Annotated in this window: 16 protein-coding genes; 9 read left to right on the top strand and 7 right to left on the bottom strand. The window is 38.8% G+C overall.

Annotated elements, in window-relative coordinates; translation table 11 throughout:
* Positions 1 to 16: 16 nt before the first annotated feature.
* Both I567_RS00840 and I567_RS00835 read right to left on the bottom strand, forming a co-directional pair.
* Positions 17 to 253: a hypothetical protein gene (locus tag I567_RS00840; RefSeq protein WP_016250359.1), complete on the bottom strand. Its 237-nt coding sequence runs from the start codon at positions 251 to 253 to the stop codon at positions 17 to 19.
* Positions 254 to 347: 94 nt separating this feature from the next.
* The gene (locus tag I567_RS00835; protein ID WP_016250358.1) at positions 348 to 1,394 is read right to left on the bottom strand and encodes an LLM class flavin-dependent oxidoreductase; all 1,047 of its coding nucleotides are present in this window, start codon (positions 1,392 to 1,394) and stop codon (positions 348 to 350) included.
* A gap of 120 nt (positions 1,395 to 1,514) precedes the next feature.
* On the opposite strand from I567_RS00835, the gene I567_RS00830 reads away from it, so the two are divergent.
* Positions 1,515 to 1,880, top strand: a complete 366-nt coding sequence (locus I567_RS00830) for a winged helix-turn-helix transcriptional regulator (protein WP_016250357.1) — start codon at positions 1,515 to 1,517, stop codon at positions 1,878 to 1,880.
* Between the two features lie 187 nt (positions 1,881 to 2,067).
* On the opposite strand, the gene I567_RS00825 is transcribed toward I567_RS00830, so the two are convergent.
* Together I567_RS00825 and I567_RS00820 are read right to left on the bottom strand one after the other, a co-directional pair.
* Complete coding sequence (locus I567_RS00825) at positions 2,068 to 2,634, bottom strand: GNAT family N-acetyltransferase (protein WP_016250356.1); 567 nt, start codon at positions 2,632 to 2,634, stop codon at positions 2,068 to 2,070.
* A gap of 74 nt (positions 2,635 to 2,708) precedes the next feature.
* On the bottom strand, positions 2,709 to 4,493 hold the full coding sequence (locus I567_RS00820; protein ID WP_016250355.1) for a M3 family oligoendopeptidase: 1,785 nt from the start codon (positions 4,491 to 4,493) through the stop codon (positions 2,709 to 2,711).
* 165 nt (positions 4,494 to 4,658) lie between these two features.
* Here I567_RS00820 and I567_RS00815 point away from each other — a divergent pair, with 165 nt between their 5' ends.
* From I567_RS00815 to I567_RS00790, 5 genes are all read left to right on the top strand, one after another.
* Entirely contained in the window at positions 4,659 to 5,456 is a 798-nt protein-coding gene (locus I567_RS00815; protein WP_016250354.1) for a hydroxymethylpyrimidine/phosphomethylpyrimidine kinase, read from the top strand.
* A gap of 9 nt (positions 5,457 to 5,465) precedes the next feature.
* Positions 5,466 to 5,963 (top strand): ECF transporter S component, encoded by a 498-nt coding sequence (locus I567_RS00810; RefSeq protein ID WP_016250353.1) that lies wholly within the window; start codon positions 5,466 to 5,468, stop codon positions 5,961 to 5,963.
* Positions 5,964 to 6,509 carry a TIGR01440 family protein gene (locus tag I567_RS00805; protein ID WP_016250352.1) on the top strand — a complete coding sequence of 182 codons (546 nt, stop codon included), beginning with the start codon at positions 5,964 to 5,966 and terminating at the stop codon, positions 6,507 to 6,509.
* 234 nt (positions 6,510 to 6,743) lie between these two features.
* On the top strand, positions 6,744 to 7,241 hold the full coding sequence (locus tag I567_RS00795; RefSeq protein WP_016250351.1) for a VanZ family protein: 498 nt from the start codon (positions 6,744 to 6,746) through the stop codon (positions 7,239 to 7,241).
* 348 nt (positions 7,242 to 7,589) lie between these two features.
* Positions 7,590 to 9,026: a WD40/YVTN/BNR-like repeat-containing protein gene (locus I567_RS00790; protein ID WP_016250350.1), complete on the top strand. Its 1,437-nt coding sequence runs from the start codon at positions 7,590 to 7,592 to the stop codon at positions 9,024 to 9,026.
* 48 nt (positions 9,027 to 9,074) lie between these two features.
* On the opposite strand, the gene I567_RS00785 is transcribed toward I567_RS00790, so the two are convergent.
* Positions 9,075 to 9,530, bottom strand: a complete 456-nt coding sequence (locus tag I567_RS00785) for a hypothetical protein (protein WP_016250349.1) — start codon at positions 9,528 to 9,530, stop codon at positions 9,075 to 9,077.
* Positions 9,531 to 9,821: 291 nt separating this feature from the next.
* On the bottom strand, positions 9,822 to 10,757 hold the full coding sequence (hemH, locus tag I567_RS00780; RefSeq protein ID WP_016250347.1) for a ferrochelatase: 936 nt from the start codon (positions 10,755 to 10,757) through the stop codon (positions 9,822 to 9,824).
* Positions 10,758 to 10,845: 88 nt separating this feature from the next.
* Between hemH and I567_RS00775 the strand changes: the two genes are divergently transcribed.
* The 3 genes from I567_RS00775 (at position 10,846) to I567_RS00765 (ending at position 15,484) form a co-directional block, all read left to right on the top strand.
* A complete protein-coding gene (locus I567_RS00775) occupies positions 10,846 to 11,562 on the top strand; it encodes a class A sortase (protein WP_016250346.1) in 717 nt (238 codons plus the stop codon).
* Between the two features lie 889 nt (positions 11,563 to 12,451).
* Complete coding sequence (locus I567_RS00770; RefSeq protein ID WP_016250345.1) at positions 12,452 to 13,975, top strand: ATP-binding cassette domain-containing protein; 1,524 nt, start codon at positions 12,452 to 12,454, stop codon at positions 13,973 to 13,975.
* A 93-nt stretch (positions 13,976 to 14,068) separates the two neighbouring features.
* Positions 14,069 to 15,484 carry a L,D-transpeptidase family protein gene (locus tag I567_RS00765; RefSeq protein ID WP_016250344.1) on the top strand — a complete coding sequence of 472 codons (1,416 nt, stop codon included), beginning with the start codon at positions 14,069 to 14,071 and terminating at the stop codon, positions 15,482 to 15,484.
* A gap of 141 nt (positions 15,485 to 15,625) precedes the next feature.
* On the opposite strand, the gene I567_RS00760 is transcribed toward I567_RS00765, so the two are convergent.
* Positions 15,626 to 16,591 (bottom strand): L-lactate dehydrogenase, encoded by a 966-nt coding sequence (locus I567_RS00760; RefSeq protein WP_016250343.1) that lies wholly within the window; start codon positions 16,589 to 16,591, stop codon positions 15,626 to 15,628.
* Positions 16,592 to 17,059: the final 468 nt, after the last annotated feature.

Genomic DNA, 17,059 nt, shown 5'->3' with positions numbered 1-17,059 from the left:
AAGTGAAGCAACATGTTTATTGTGTTGCTTCACTTTTTTTGCTTAACAGGCTGATAAGTTGGCTAAATACAGCTAGGCACAAAGAGAAGATGCCGATGCGGTAAATGATTAGCCCATAATCAAGCCAGAAAATCAGATTTTGCTTATCCCCATCGATACTGCGAAGTGGGGCATACACAAGTAAAAATGAACTAAGTGCGACTAACAAAAAGATAAAGGCAGCCACTTGACTGAGACGATGGATTTTACTCATAATAATCGTATAAACTCCTATGGTAACTGTTTTCTTCATTGTCGCAAAAGCTTAGAAAAAATGCAAATGAAGACCTAAATTTTTATTTTATTTCTTAGATTTTCTTCTCAAAATAGTGTCTTACACGAGGAGCGACTTCCTCACCATATAATTTAATCGCGTGCATGGTATCTTCATGAGGAATCGAACCAACCGGCAGATGCAGCATAAAGCGCTCTAGTCCAAGGGTTTCCATGATACGAATGATTTTGTTCGCGACATGTTCAACATTACCGACAAACATCGCCCCTTCATCGGAAACAGCTTGTAGGTATTGTTCTTTCGTCATTTCTTGCCAATGTGGACGTTCCATAGCCAATTGATCGGTTAAAGTTTTCGTAGGATGGAAATATTGCTCGATGGCCTCCTCATGATTTTCCTTCACAAATCCCCAAGAATGTGCGGCGACTTTTAAGTTTTCAGCAGGATGATGGTAAGCTTTCCCCACGCGATGATAGTAATCAATTAATGGTTTAAAATGCATTGGATTGCCTCCGATAATCGCATAAACAATCGGTAAGCCTAGACTTGCGATACGTAATGTTGAATCTGGTGAGCCGCCTGTCGCTACCCATAATGGTAACTTCCCATTAACGGGACGCGGATAGACTCCCCGATGATCAACGGTTTGCGTGAAATCTCCTTTCCATGTCAGTATTTCACCTTTGTTCAATTCTAGCATCATGGCTAATTTTTCATTGAATAATTCCTCATAATCTTCTAAGTTATAACCAAATAATGGGAAAGATTCGATAAATGAGCCGCGACCAAGCATGATTTCTGCACGACCATTGGATAAAGCGTCCACTGTTGCAAAATTTTGAAATACGCGCACGGGATCGTTGGACGAAATGTTTGTGGTGGCGCTCGATAGCTTGATATGTTTCGTATTCACGGCACCTGCAGCTAGAATGATTTCAGGAGCAGAGACGGCAAAATCTTTGCGGTGATGTTCACCAACGGCATAAATGTCTAATCCGACTTGATCGGCAAGCTCGATTTCTTTAATCATATTGCGAATGCGTTGATCGTGGGATAATACTTCGCCGGTATGTTCAATAGGGGTTGTTTCACCAAAAGTAGAAATTCCTAATTCAATCATTTTATTTCCTCTTTTCTTTTCTTTTTCGTATAATCACTATAGAACATCAAAAAGCATTTGAGAAGTAGGCACTTTTTATTGCCCTAGTTACCAAAAAGATACTATTGGAAGGAATGGCCTATGAACGAAGAAACAATCGCAAATCCTAAAACGCTTAATGTGATGACTTGCCGTGTGGAAGATGGTTTGGAAGTCTTGAGCGGTAAGTGGAAATTGAAAATCCTGATGCAAATATTTAAAAATCCGACCGTACGTTTTTCGGTCCTACAACGAGCGATTCCTGGTATTACGCAGAAAATGTTGACGAAAAATTTGCGCGAATTAGAGGCAGAAGATTTAATTAAGCGTGTCGTTTACCCAACTGTTCCACCAAAAGTCGAGTATTGCTTGACGGAACATGGTAAAGAATTAGCGCCTATTTTGGACCAATTACATTATTTCGGTTTAAAACATCGCGCTTATCTGGAACAAAAAAATCGAGGATAAGAGAAAAGCCCGCTTTCATAGTGGGCTTTTTTGTTGCAAAAACGCATGACTCGAAATGAATGAGTCATGCGTTTTCATTATGAGGTCTTAAATTGTGTGATCAGACAGGAAAAAATTCAGAAGATTATCTTCCGTTGAGAAAGATATAGATGAGAGAACGAATTTTACAACGGGGATTTGTTCAATGCTATGGATTATTTTGTGGCAGATAATCTTTGCGTAAGATAGCATACATCGCAATATCAACAATTCCACAGTTATTTTTTCCTTTTTGTCGCAGAATTCCTTCAAATTGTAGTCCACATTTTTGCATTACTTTACCGGAATTTGGATTGTTCACGTCATGACTTGCTTCAATACGGTTTAACCAAGGGTAGTGTTCAAATAAGTAGGTAATCACTCGGCTGAATGCTTCTGACGTATATCCTTTATGCCACCAAGGGCGACCAATGGCATAACCAATCTCCATTGTGCCAATATTTTCATCATATTCAACCACGGTGATTGTGCCAATTAATGTATTTGTTTCTTTGACCACCAATCCCCAGTCCAGTATTTCTTTGTTTTGGTAGCGTTTTTCCCTAAATCGGAGTCGTTCTTTTACTTCATGCTCGTATTGATAAGCCGCCCAAGTGAGGTATTTTGTCACTTTAGCATCACTGGCCCAATTATGAAACATTTCCTGGGCGTCCTCAACACTGAGTGGGCGTAAGATTAATCGTTGGGTAGTTAGTATTGGGGTAATATATTCCATCAAAATCCTCCTTACCAAAACACACCCTATACCATAGCAATTAGATAAAGGGTGCGCAGTTAATCTGTAACAAATTAGATATATTTTTCTGTTAATTCCATGAAGGTTGCGATATCTTTTAGAACCATATCGATACCTGCTTGCCAGAAAGTTGCTTGGTGTAAGTCGGTATCTAGGTGTTTTTTCGCTAATTCTTCAGTCGTCATACTGGCTGTGTCACGAAGTAGCGCAATATATTGATCTTCAAAACCATCTGCATGTTGGCTAGCTTTGGCATAAATTCCTAAGCTGAATAAGTAACCAAATGTGTATGGGAAGTTATAAAATGGTACTTCATCGATAAAGAAGTGTAGTTTAGCTGCCCAGAAATGTGGGTGATAGCTGCCTAAACCATTGATATAAGCTTCTTTTTGTGCTTCGACCATTAAACGTGTAATTTCATCCGTTGCTACCAAGCCTTTTTGACGTGCTGCATAGAAGTTGCTTTCAAAGATGAAGCGTGCGTGAATGTTCATAAACATCGCAATTGCATTTTGTAATTTCACATCTAGCAAGTTGATTTTTTCTTCATCCGTTTTGGCTTCTTTTAAGGTTGCATCTGCCACGATTAATTCTGCAAAAGTACTTGCCGTTTCAGCAACGTTCATCGCATAGTCTTGGTTCAAAGTAGGTAAATCCCACATGACATGGCTGTGGAAAGCATGTCCTAATTCGTGCGCCAAGGTGGAAACTTCATTGACTGATTCACCATAAGTCATAAAGATACGAGATTCTTGTGACTTAGGTAGACTTGTACAATAGCCACCAGGACGTTTACCAGGGCGATCTTCTGCTTCAATCCAAGCTTTATCAAAGGCCATTTGTGCAAATTCAGACATTTTAGGTGAGAATTTCTTAAAGTTTTCCACGATGAAATCTGCGGCTTGATCAAAAGTATAGCGACGTTCTTCAAAATCACCTAAAACAATCGGTGCATCTTGGTCTTGCCAATCCATTTTATCCTTACCGAACAATTGTGCCTTACGTGTTAAGAAGTCGATAATTGGTTGTTTATTTTTTTGAATGGTTCCCCACATCATGTCTAGCGTTTCTTTATCCAAACGGTTGTATTCCAAAGGTTGTTTCAAGAAATCGTCGACACCGTGTAATTTGTAGTTGTTTAAACGAAAACCATCCAAGTGATTTAAAGTGTCCGCAAAAATATCTGCTTTTTCGCTCCATGCTTTTTCCCATTTTTCGAATAATTCTTGACGGACTGCTTTATCTTGGCTAGACATCATGGTGTTGAAGGCTTGACCAGCTGAAAGCATTTCGCCGTTAAATGGAATTTGGATACTTGCGACGATGGTATCATAGTGTTGACTCCAAGCACTTTGACCATCTAGTGCCAAGGTATTGATAATATTTTCAGATTGTTCATCTAATAATTCTTGGCCATCTCTGCGCATTTCAGATAGTCGGAAAGCAATTTGACTAAAGTGTGTCATTAAGTTTTGCCAATCTTCTTCACTGTAGCTAGCAAATTTCTTATTTAAAATTGTTGCGGCTAGTTGAAAAGCAGGAAGGTTGCTGTAAAGTTGGCCAGTTAACAATTTGGCTTGTTGGTCGTGAATGTTTGCAGAGTTTAAAGCTTCGATAAATGAGCCACATTCGGTAAAGCTTTTTTGAATTTCTTCGTGAACTGCTAAAATATCGGTCAATGCTTCTACTTGATTTTCAGTATTTGGTGTAAAAGCGTCGACTAATTGGTGGAATTCTTTTATTTTTGTGCTGATTTGTTGTAATTCTTGTTGCAAGCTTTCAGAACTACTTCCACCAGCAAAAATTGATTCTAAATCCCAGTTGATTGCATACTTCATTTCAGTCATCCTTTCAATTATGAAATCATTCTCATTATAATGTTATTTTCTTGAAAAAGCTAGGAAAAGGAAAATTATAAATTGGTTGGGTAAATTTTCGTCCAATTGGTTGTAGGGGAATCATCAAAAATCGGTATAATAAAAGAAAAGAAGTGAGGTGTATGGATGAAGCGATGTTTATTAACCATTGGCGGGCTAGATGTGCTCGGCGGTGGCGGTATTGGTACAGATATGAAAACGATGGAGCATTATGGTTTCTTTTCGTTGAGCGTGATTAGTCTAGTGGCTGGTATAGAGCAAGGAGAATTTGTTTTTCACGAAATGGATATTGCGACCTTTGAGATGCAACTGGCTACGATTGCGCAAAATTTTCAAAATCGATTGGCGGGCATTAAGATTGGACTGCTAGCAAATCCTGAACAAATAAAAGCAGTTTATCAATTTTGTCAGCCGTTTATTGGAAAAATTCCGATTGTCATTGATCCGGTGTTGGCTTTTAAGGAAACTCTTCAGCAAGCGAATCAAGACTATCTTGCTGCTTTACAACCCTTATTGGCAATTGCGACTATCCTTACGCCGAATTTGCCAGAAGCTTGTTTATTATTAGACGAAAAGATTCCCGATGACCTGGATAGCGTGCAGAATTTGGCCCAACGTTTGCAAGCGCGATTTCAGTGTGCGGTTTACTTGAAAGTTGGCGCGCGTTTGTCAGGCAATCAAGCGGTGGATTTTTTGGCTTTGGATGATGTGGTCCATGTTTTACAGGCACCCAAAATCAAGCAGGCGACAATCAATGGTGCGGGTTGCTGTTTATCCAGTGCGTTGTGTGGGGCATTGGCACAAAATCATTCACTTCTTGGAGCCAGTCAGGAAGCTAAAAAATATGTGTATCAGGCCATTCAATCAGGATTTTTTGTCACAGAGGAAAGTGGCAATGTTTGGCCGCAAATAAAAGGAAATTAGGTGAAGAAAATGAAAGTAAAAAGATTAGCACAATTGGCGATGATGACAGCTTTGACCGTCGCCTTATCAATGATGGTGATTATTCCAATACCTGCGACAAAAGGAATTGTGACATTGTGTGAAGTGGGTATTTATTTGAGTGCTTGTTTATTTGGTGGCACAGGTGGTTTGATTGTTGGTAGTTTAAGTGGCGGGCTCATTGACTTATTATCAGGATATCCACAGTGGATGATTTTTTCTTTTGTAATTCATGGACTTCAAGGATATATTGCCGGTCAACTCTTTCATAGTGGTCTACCCTTTGCCAAAGTTTGGAGCTTACTTTTAGCTAGTGTGTGGATGATTGTTGGTTATTTTTTTGCGACCAGTCTGCTTTATACATGGCCAGCAGGGATTGCCTCGATTCCAGGAAATATCGTTCAGACGGCATTTGGAATGGGTGTGACCTATTTAAGCTATGGAGCTATTTCGCGCAGTAAGAAAATGCTACATCTGGGGGTAAAGTAAATGATTGAAAAAGAACAATTAATCTGTGAGTTAACGACGATTACGCGAGAGGTTTTGGCTAAAGCACAGCTAAAAGCCGGAGATATTTTTGTCTTGGGTTGTTCCACGAGTGAAATTGCTGGTGGCGTGATTGGCAAAAATTCGAGTCAAGAGATTGGAGAATGGGTCGTTGAAACTTTACTTGCGATTTTGTCTGAGCAGCAAATTTTTCTAGCAGTCCAAGGGTGTGAACATTTAAATCGTGCCTTGGTTGTGGAAAGAGCCGCGCAAGAACGTTATAATCTAGAAGAAGTTGCCGTTGTCCCTCAGTTACATGCAGGTGGTGCTTGTAGTGTGGCTGCTTTTCGCTATTTTAACGAACCCGTCGAAGTGGAGCATCTCGTGGCCAAAGCAGGAATCGATTTAGGCGATACCTCAATTGGCATGCATATCAAACACGTCCAAGTACCGATTCGCCCAAGCATTCGCGAACTCGGTGGCGCACACGTAACTGCCCTTTATAGCCGACCAAAATACATCGGCGGCCCACGTGCAAAATATGAATAAAGGTTGTGAAGCGGCTTGTTCAGCCACGAGCGGATAAGGTTGTCCAGAACGTCGGGAAAGTCCGAAGAGTAAAGACTTTCCCAGACGGACTTGCTCAGCCACGAGCGGTTTGCCTAGTCCTCTCTACATTTAAAGCTGCCGACTATTCAAAAGTTGTCATTCGTGTTAAGCTAGAAAAAGAAAAGAAGTGGCATAGTACCTCTTCATAAAAAATGACAGAAGTAGAGGGCGAAGATGTTTAAACAATCTAGAAAAAATGGGAACTTTTATCTTATTATTACGTTAATCATGATGGCAATCTTATTTTACAGTTCATCGCAGACTTATGAGCAACAATCTCAAATATCCTTGCTGACCAAACTATTAAAAGACGAGCCGCTACGTGATTGGTTGAGTAAGATTTCTTTTGATTATGCCGGTTCAACCGTGAGTATTGCACATTCGGGTTATTTTCATTTTGTGGAATTTTTTATTCGCAAAGCTGCGCACTTTACCACTTACTTTATTTTAGGTGGGAGTTTATTTTTAGGATTAAGCGCCAAATTAAATTTAGCTTGGCTGTGTGCCCCGGTTAGTGTTTTTGCGGCTTTGGGTTATGCGGCCAGCGATGAGTTTCACCAAATGTTAACTGGTGGACGGACACCATTATTCCAAGATGTGATGCTAGATGGTGCTGGCGCTTTGTGTGCCGTAGTAATTGTATTGTTGTTTCGTGCATGGAAGAAAAGATAGCAAACTGTAAGACCTTATCTTTGAAGCAAAGTCAGAGATAAGGTCTTATTTTATAGTTCGATGATTTGGTCGCATCGTTCTTTTAAGGCAGTCTCAAGATGGTGTGTAATCATTTGTTCACAAAACTATCAAACTTCTGGATGAACCTTTCAACAAAATTCTTATAGGAACTTTGTCAGATAAGGTTAAGATAATAATGAAGAAATATTAGGAGTAGTCTATACAGTCTATTTCATTGTACAATAGTTAAGTAAAGATTATTTTGCTTATTATTGTGTCTAATTTAGTTTAAATCTGAAAATAATCTGATGTTATGGTGAATTCGTTGATTTCAAGGAGTCTTTATTTATGAAAAAAAGTGTTGACTGGCTGATTTTGTTGCTATATGCGTTTGTTCTTTATCAAGTATACCAGATTTGTTTTAAGGGAGGTCTTAGAAGTAGACTGCCTCTTTTACTGATTTGCTTGGGGATACTCATTGTATTTTTGCTTGTAAAGTTGATTCTAAGAGGCCTTGGAAACTGGCCTTCTTTTAGTCGGATTCGCCTGATTACTTTTCTAGCAATTACGCTGCTTTTTGGTGGCTTGATTACTTATACAGGGATTCCTGGGCAACTCTCCTGGAAAATTATGCAACTCTTAAATGAGAAGCAAGTCGAATTCGTCCATCGTAATCTTTATCAGGATGGTGTATATGGCTTGTTAAAGGATATCAGGAAAAAAATGAACGTACCAGACACATTGTATGTGCTGGATGATTTTTCTGTGCAGTTTAAAAAGAATGGCACCATAACAAAGGTGGATGGTTTTTTATACGGACGCGATACTTCGGGAAAGGTTCAGACTTTTTTGCTTTCCTACGATGAAGCACAATCTAAAAAGCTCATTATTCAGATGAATGGCAAGGCAAACACTACTTTTGATGAAGCTGCCTCATTTGCGCCCTTACTTCAAATGTTCAATCAGGTGGATATTCGGGCAACAATTTCTCCATTGACAGTTACAAATGATGCCGATGTATATGGCCTTCTTTACACTGGGAAACGCCAATTTACAACAGCAGAAGGTTTGGAATCCATAGACGAAAAAGGAAGAGAAGAACTCGCTAAACTCAACAATGGAGGAGCTGTCGAAGGTTTTGCCGTTTCCTTATTTATTCCACAGCGTGAAGATATTTTGCCATTACGCTTAATTATGAATCCAAAATATATCACTCCAGATACAATCGAGCAATCTCAAGAAAAGCAAATAATCAACCAATCACAGCAAAGCGAAACATGGACTACAGATTCACAGGATGGTAGTGTGTATTATTTTGTTCCTGAACAGAAATCTATTGGGTATCGCTTGAAAGTGGCAGATGCAGCAGCCGGATCTAGATACTATGTGCTAGAAAAAACAGAAGATAGCGGAACGCACTGGCAGACGATACATGAAAATCCGTTTGCTGGAGTAGCTGGTGTGGCAGAAGGGATCGAATTTTTTACGAGTGACTTTGGTTTTATCGGTGTGACAGGTGCTTCACAGACACATTCTCAAATATTTATGACCAAAGATGGCGGAAAAACATTTACAGAGGTGCTTCTTCCCTTTAATCAAGTGAAAGAAATGCCAGAAAAAGTAAAGACCTATGGATTGAAATTGGAGGATTTTCAATATCTTTCTATGCCATTTTATCAAGAGGGTAAACTGGTCATTCATGTATCTACAAGTGCCGGCGAGACAGAATACTTAAGCTTTTATTCTCAAGATGAGGGTGTTACATGGACTTTTGAAAATAAATGAAAAAAACAGGTCAGAATTCATGTCGTTTCTGGCCTGTTTGCTTATAATTTATTTTTCGCTGGTAAAGGTTGCTTCGAATACTTCGCCGATCAATTGTACTCTGATAAGATGATAGGTGTGGTTTGCTTGTGTAATCGTTTTAGGAATAGCTTTGAGGTCCGTGTATTTTTCGGTCCATTCGTCTTTTGCTTGCGTATAATCAGTTTCAGGAATGAAGGTGGCTTCTAGCTGATTCTCGTTTTTGAAATGAACGGATAATGATTGCCACGTTTGCTTTTCCTCTGTTAAGGTTTTAGAAATATCACTTAGACTTTGATACGTTTTGCTGATTGTTTGCGTGGTAGCCTGTTGCGTACTGGTTGTTGTCGAATTACTCAGGGCAGTACTTAAACTTGTCTTTTGGGTGCTTTCATGAGTTTCAGCAGATTTACTGGCAGTACTTTGGCAGCCTGTAAGTATAAAAAGTAAACCAATCGATACTAGGAATCTTAGAAATTGACGCATACCAATCACCCTTTGAATTGTCAGAATATTTATATAATTAATTGTAGCACGTCATGAAAAAAAGTAAATCAACATTGGTAGCGAATTCTAAAAAAAAGAGCCACTCCATTTTGAGTCGCTCTTTATACGATTATTTACTTTTTTTCTGTTAAGTCACTTAGCCAACGAGTCAAGAACTGACCCTTAAAACCAAGCGCACCCAAAACGAAGACAACAACGACAATTTTTAATACATCTAACAACATAAAATCGCCTCCATTTCTTACCCTTATTATATCATGAAAAGGGCGGCTAGGATAGTAATTTCACTACTAATTGGGCGAAATCAGAATCAGCATTAAAGGGTGGCAAATAGTAAAAATGTTGGCCGCCAGCTTGTAAAAAGTACGCCTTATTTTCTTCTTCAAGTTCTTCAATGGTTTCCAGACAGTCCACGACAAATCCCGGCGCTACGACTAAGAGATTTTTGATGCCTTGTGTCGGTAGTTCTTTCATCAGGGCATCAGTAGCCGGAGTGAGCCATTTTCCGGGACCAAATTTGGATTGGAAACTTTCAAAATACTGAATAGGACCGACTTTTGCCATGATTTCTTGCGTGGTGCTATGACATTCATCTGGATAGGTGTCCCCTTTTTGTACATAGCTTTCAGGTAAGCCATGGTAAGAAAACAAAATGGCATCTACCTGATGATGGGTCAGGAAGTTCTTGATTTTTTCGGCAAAGTACTGAATATAATCGGGATGATCATAATAAGAACGAATAAAGCGCGTAGTAACAATTTTATCGCTCCCTTTAAAATAATTCATCACGCTATCAAATACCGAACCGACCGTGGTACCAGAATATTGTGGATACATCGGTACAATCGTCAAGTCCGTCACCTCTTTGGCCAACATTGCATCTAGGGCGTCTTCAATACTTGGATCGCTATAACTCATAGCAAACCCGACCTCATAATTAGGTAAGAGTTGCGCTAAGTGTTCTTTTTGCGCTTGCGTATAATGAAGCAATGGAAAACCCTGGTCTGTATAAATTTGTTGATATAATTGTGCTGATTTTTTGGGACGCGTCTGTAAAATAATACCATTTAAAAGCGGCAACCAAAACCAACGCGGCATTTGAATCACTCGTGGATCGCTTAAAAATTTCTTTAAATACTTTTTTACATCTTTCACCTCAGGGCTTTTAGGGGTCCCAAGATTGATGATGAGTACACCTTTTTTCAAATTATTCACCTTTTCTACAATTGAATTACTGGACAGAATAAGTAAATTATAGCATAATTTTGTTATAAATAAAGGCGAGGTGTGCGATATGGCGGAAAAGAAACAACGTAAGCTAGTCTCTATGATTCTAAATATCCTGACAGTTATTTTATTAGTTGTGGGCTTGGTTTTAGTTTTTAATAAGCCGATTCAAAAATATTTACTCCATCAAAAAACCAACAGCTATCAGGTGACGAAATTAGATAAAAAACAAGTGAAAGCCAATGAAAAAGCTCGGGCAACTTTTGATTTTGATCAGGTCGAGCCGATTAGTTTAGAAGCGATTATGAAAAACCAAGTAAGCGCTAAGGATTTACCGGTGATTGGTGGGATTGCTATTCCAAGTGTGAAAGTGAATTTGCCGATATTTAAAGGACTAGCTAATGAAGTTTTGCTTTACGGAGCTGGGACGACAAGTGAGCAACAGAAGATGGGCGAGGGAAATTATGGCCTTGCTTCCCATCGAATGTTTGATGAAAGTTTGTTATTTACGCCGCTTGATCATGTGAAAGTGGGCGACAAAATTTATTTGACAGATTTATCTAAAATTTATGTCTACCAAGCGATTAATAATCAGCGCGTTTCTCCTGATCGGGTGGATTTACTAGATGTGGTGCCAGGGAAACGCTTGGTAACACTGGTGACTTGTGGTGAAATGAGTGGGGAAACCAGACGCGTCATTCAAGGTGAATTAAAAAAAATTGTCGATTTTGACCACGGAACTAAGGCGATGAAAGAAGCATTTGAAATGAATAGCAACCACTAAAAAAAGGATGTGCGGCAGCTTGGGCAGACATGAGAAAATTCGTACGTACCCACCGATGTGAAAATCAGTTAGTTTTAAAGACTTTCACAATCGTTTGGGCGAATTTTCAAAATGACTAGCTGCTAAACGTGGATTAAAAAAAGATTGACTTTTGATGAGAATTGAGTGATAATGAAGTCGTAAATACGAGCGCTAAGTTAGCTGCTCCAAAAAGAAAGGACTGTTGTGCATTGGCTACTTTTGCTAAAAACAAGATAGATGCGTTATTAAACATAGAGTTTTGCACCATCAAATTTAGCAATCGTAGTAGGAAAGCCCAATAGCTGCAGTCATCATCCTATATATTTGCATGCAAAGATACTTACTCTTGTTGTTTAATAACAAAAGTAAGTATCTTTTTTGCATTAAGGATGTGAAGCGACTCGGTCAGCCACGAGCGTATAAGTTTGTCCAGAACGTCGGGAAAGTCCGAGAAGTAAAGACTTTCCCAGACGAGCTGGCTTATACGCCGAAGTGGCTAGTCGCTGAACACAGATTTAGGTCGTGAAGCAGCTCGCTCAGACATGAAGAAATTCGTGTGCTTACCTTCCGTTGAGAAAATCGGATGAAAGGAGATTTTCTCAAACGGGAGGGCGAATTTCACAATGTATAGCTGCTGAACGCCGATATTAAGGATGTGAGCTGGGTTGATTAGCTCCAAGCAGCTAAGTTTTCCGGAATGTCGGGAAAATCCATCGAGTATTAAGATTTTCCAAGACAGGCCGGCTTAGATGCACCGGAGCTACCCAGCGAACACAGATTGCATTAAGGATGTGAAGCGACTCGATCAGCTCCAAGCAGCTTGGTTATAAAATGCATTCGTTTAGAAAATACACGAGGAGGGATGTTTATGTTGCAGTTTCAAAACTTAACCTTAATTCATCAAAAAGACCAATTTCGTTTGGTAGATGGCTTAACGGGCGTTGTTCATGCGGGGGATAAAGTCGCTATTATCGGCGAAGAAGGAACCGGTAAATCATCGTTACTTAAGTGGCTTTGTCGATGTCCTGAAGTCAATGATTATTTAGAAGCGCAAGGCAGTTATCAATGTACCTTTCAGCAAATTGGGTATTTGCCGCAATTTTTACCTAGCAAAGATGAACCATTAAGTGTTTATGATTTCTTATTTCATGATTTAGATGCCAATGAAATTGATTATTCCTATTTAGCAAAGTTGGCGAGCGATTTTCAATTGGATCAAGATTTTCTATATTCAAGCCAAAAGATGGGTACACTTTCTGGTGGTCAAAAAATAAAAATCCAGCTAATGAAAATTTTATTACTTCATCCGGATATATTATTATTAGATGAACCTTCGAATGATTTGGATTATGAAAGTATCCAGTGGTTAGAACACTTTATTCGAACGAGTGATTTAGCAATACTTTATATTTCGCATGATGTAGTGTTATTAAAAAATACCGCGACAAGTATTCTTCATCTGGAAAAAATTACGCATCAACAGCGTGCCGTCGTCCATTTTGTCAAAGAAGATTACCAAACCTATATTGAACAAAGAAAAAGTGCGGCAGATAAACAGTTGCAAATCGCTCTCAAGCAACGAAGCGAAGATAAAAAACGTAATGCTCAACTCCAGCAGGTCAAGCAAAAGGTCCAACATCAATTGCGAACCACTAAGTTGGATACGAAGGGGCGATTATTAGCGAAAAAAATGGCCAACTTAAAATCTCGTGAAAAACGGTTTGAAAAAGAGCGCGCTCAATTTGCCGAAATGCCGCAACAAGAAGAAGCAATTGGTTTAAAATGGCAGACTGTTCAAGCGGTACCTTCTAGCAAAACGCTCATTCACTTAGAAAATGATCAGCTAAAAATTGCAGATAAAATATTGGTTGAACCGCTTGATTTTATATTTTTTGGTCAAGAAAAAGTAGGTATCGTGGGTAATAACGGGATTGGTAAGAGCCTATTCTTACACAAAATCGCTGAAATGCTACAAAAGCGAACCGATATCCAAATGAAGTATATGCCACAAAATTATTTTGAAGAGTTGGATACTACACAAACGCCTGTCGCATATTTGTTGTCCCAAACCAAGCAAGATCAAGCAACGGTGATGACTTATCTAGGAAGTTTGCAGTTCTTTGTTCAAGAGATGCAGCGCCCTATAGCTTATCTATCTGGAGGTCAGAGGGCAAAATTGGTGATTTTAGGCCTACTTTTATCCCAAGCCAATGTATTATTGCTAGACGAACCAACGCGTAATTTATCGCCAACTTCCAACCAAGTCTTAACACAACAACTTCAGCAATATAACGGCGCCTTGCTGACGGTATCACATGATCGTTATTTTCTAGAGCAGGTTTGCGAGAAAATCTATCAACTTGATAAAACCGGCTTACAGCGTATCTTTTAAGCAAATATAAAATTTAAGCATATGTTAAAACTTTTTGGGGGAAAATGTGGTATGATAATTGATACAGAAAGTAAATAGGGGAAGAGTGTTTATATGTCACAAGTTTCAAATAGAAGAAAACGTCATAAAAAAAATAAAAATACCAAACTCATCCTTGGCTCCATTGCTGCTGTTGGGATTGTAGCAGTTGGCGGTTATGCACTGGGCAGCAATTATTATTCAAAACATTTTTTACCTAATACCCAGGTAGAAGCCGTTGAAATTAGCAATATGTCCTTAGAGCAAGCACAAAAAATCGTGGATGATCAACATAAAAATCAATCCTTCCAAATTAAGTTAGACAATCAAGTACTTAAAGAAATCAAGAAGTCTGACTTTGGGATGGAATCAAATTCAAAAGCGACTTTGGAATCTATCTTAAAGGCGCAAAATCCTTGGTCTTGGGGTAGATCATTCTTTTCAAGTAAGAAAGCCACTGTGAATAAAACAACTTTTAACCAAGAAGTGTTAACACAACAGTTAAATAGCTTAAAGACTGAGCTAGATCAAGTCAATCAAGGGCGTACGCAAACACAAGACGCCGGAATTGCCAGAGAGGCTTCAGGTTTTGTGATTACGCCAGAAGTTCAAGGAAATAATTTCAATGTAGACCAAGCGATGAAGGCCATTGAAAAAGGTTTAAAGAGTGGTCAGACATCTGTAAGTTTAAATGATTTTATTCAAAAACCAAGTGTAACTTCTAAAGATGCGCACTTACAAGAAGAATTAAATACAGTAAATAAAGTGATTCAAGTCCAATCAAATTATTCGATTAATGGCACCACTTTCCAAATTCCAACTGAACAGATTGCGGATTGGGTGACTTATGAAAATAAACAAGTAACGTTGAATCAAGAAAAAGTGCAAGCATATGTGCAACAGTTGGCAGATCAATACAATACTAGCACGAACCCAACAAGTTTTAATAGTACCAAACGTGGCACAGTGAGTGTACCTGCAGGAACGCTAAGTTGGAGTATTCAAGTGGCAGATGAAGCAGCCGCCCTTACTGAACAAATTTTAGCTGGGGAAAACTTCACACGCTCACCAATTACAAAAGGGAGTGCTAAAGCGAGTCAACCACTTGTAGGAAACACCTATATCGAAGTGGACTTAACGAATCAGCACATGTGGTACTACAAAGATGGCGCTGTAGTCATTGAAACGGATGTCGTCACAGGAAAACCAACGACCCCTACACCTAAGGGAGTCGACTACATCTGGAAGAAAGAACGTAATGCAACTTTACGTGGTACCAATGATGATGGTAGTAAATACGCAAGTCCAGTAAGTTACTGGATGCCGGTGGATTGGACTGGTGTAGGTATTCATGATTCTGATTGGCAACCGGCTTATGGGGGCGATTTATGGAAAACCCGTGGTTCTCATGGCTGTGTGAATACACCACCTAGTGTGATGGCACAACTATACAATGCGGTTGAAGTCGGTACACCAGTAGTGATTTTCTAAAATAATAATAGGCACCTACTTATGGTATTTGCTCCATAAGTAGGTGTTTTTTTGTTAGAAATATAAAAAACGCCTATCCTGAAGAATCAAGATAGACGTTTTTTTAACTTATCTATATTTAGTGCTATCTATATTTAGTGCTTATTCAGCATCTAATTTAGCAAATGCTTCATCAATGATTTCTTTTAATTGTTTAGCAGAAGCATGCATACGTTCACGTTCACCATCAGTTAATGGGATTTCGATTACTTGTTTGATACCTTTTGCGTTGATAACAGCAGGGGCACCTATGAAGATATCTTCTAAGCCATATTCGCCGTCCATGTAAACAGATAATGGTAATACCGCATTTTCATCATCTAAGATAGCTTTAGTGATACGAGCTAAGGCAACAGCGATACCGTAGAAAGTAGCACCTTTTTTCTCAATGATTGTGTAAGCAGCATCACGAACGCTGAAGAATAAGTCAACGATTTCTTCTTCGTTGATGTCAGGATGGCTTTTAACCCAATCGTAAATTTGTAAACCAGCAACGTTTGCATGAGACCATACTGGGAATTCTGAATCTCCGTGTTCACCTAAGATATAAGCGTGAACGTTACGGGCATCAACACCTACTAATTCAGCAAGTGCTTGACGGAAACGAGCTGAGTCTAATGAAGTACCTGAACCGATAACACGTTCTCTTGGGAAACCTGAGAATTTCCATGTTGAGTAAGTTAAGATATCTACTGGGTTAGCAGCGATTAAGAAAATACCGTCGAAACCTGAGTTAACGATTGATGTTACGACTTCACGGTTGATTTTTAAGTTTTTGTGCACTAAGTCTAAACGAGTTTCACCTGGTTTTTGAGGGGCACCCGCAGTGATGACTACAAGATCAGCATCATGTGCATCTTCATAAGTTGCTGAATAGATTGTTTTTGGAGAAGTGAAAGCTAAAGCGTGAGATAAGTCAATGGCATCTCCTTCAGTTTTTGCTTTGTTAATATCAACAATCCCAACTTCTTGAGCAATATTTTGAGTAACTAACGCAAATGCATAACTAGAACCTACAGCACCGTCTCCAACTAGAATAACTTTTTGATGTTTCTTTTCGTTTGACATCTTGTGTACCAATCCTTCCAAAGATTTTTATTTCTATGTATATGCTACCATTTTCACGAAGGTTTGTCATTACTTTTTTCAAAAAATGTAACAGAATTTCGAACTGTTTTTATGCAAATGTTTTCTTTGGCTTTAAATCGGCTTTGTTCAATTGTGAAAATGTACACTAAAATGAGAAAAATTCTCATTCTTCGTTTGTTGCTTCACGAACAAGAAGGAAAAGGAGATAAAAAAGGTCGTTTCTTGATTTTTATGTGTTTGAAAGTAAGGTTCAAGATTGTTTGTTGCGATAGATGAAAAGGATAGAGAATGATATTTTGCTAGCATATAATGAAAAAACACTCTTTTCATTTTTATGTTTTCATTTTCATAGAGTGGTACAGATGAGAAAATTCAGTTTTGGTGTTTTTCGTAAATGATTTTCATAAAAAATAGAAAACAAAAATCACGAAATATTCGCTATCATTA

It is taken from the genome of Enterococcus cecorum DSM 20682 = ATCC 43198 (assembly GCF_000407565.1).
Classification (GTDB): domain Bacteria; phylum Bacillota; class Bacilli; order Lactobacillales; family Enterococcaceae; genus Enterococcus_E; species Enterococcus_E cecorum.
This window is presented reverse-complemented; position numbering and strand designations above follow the sequence as displayed.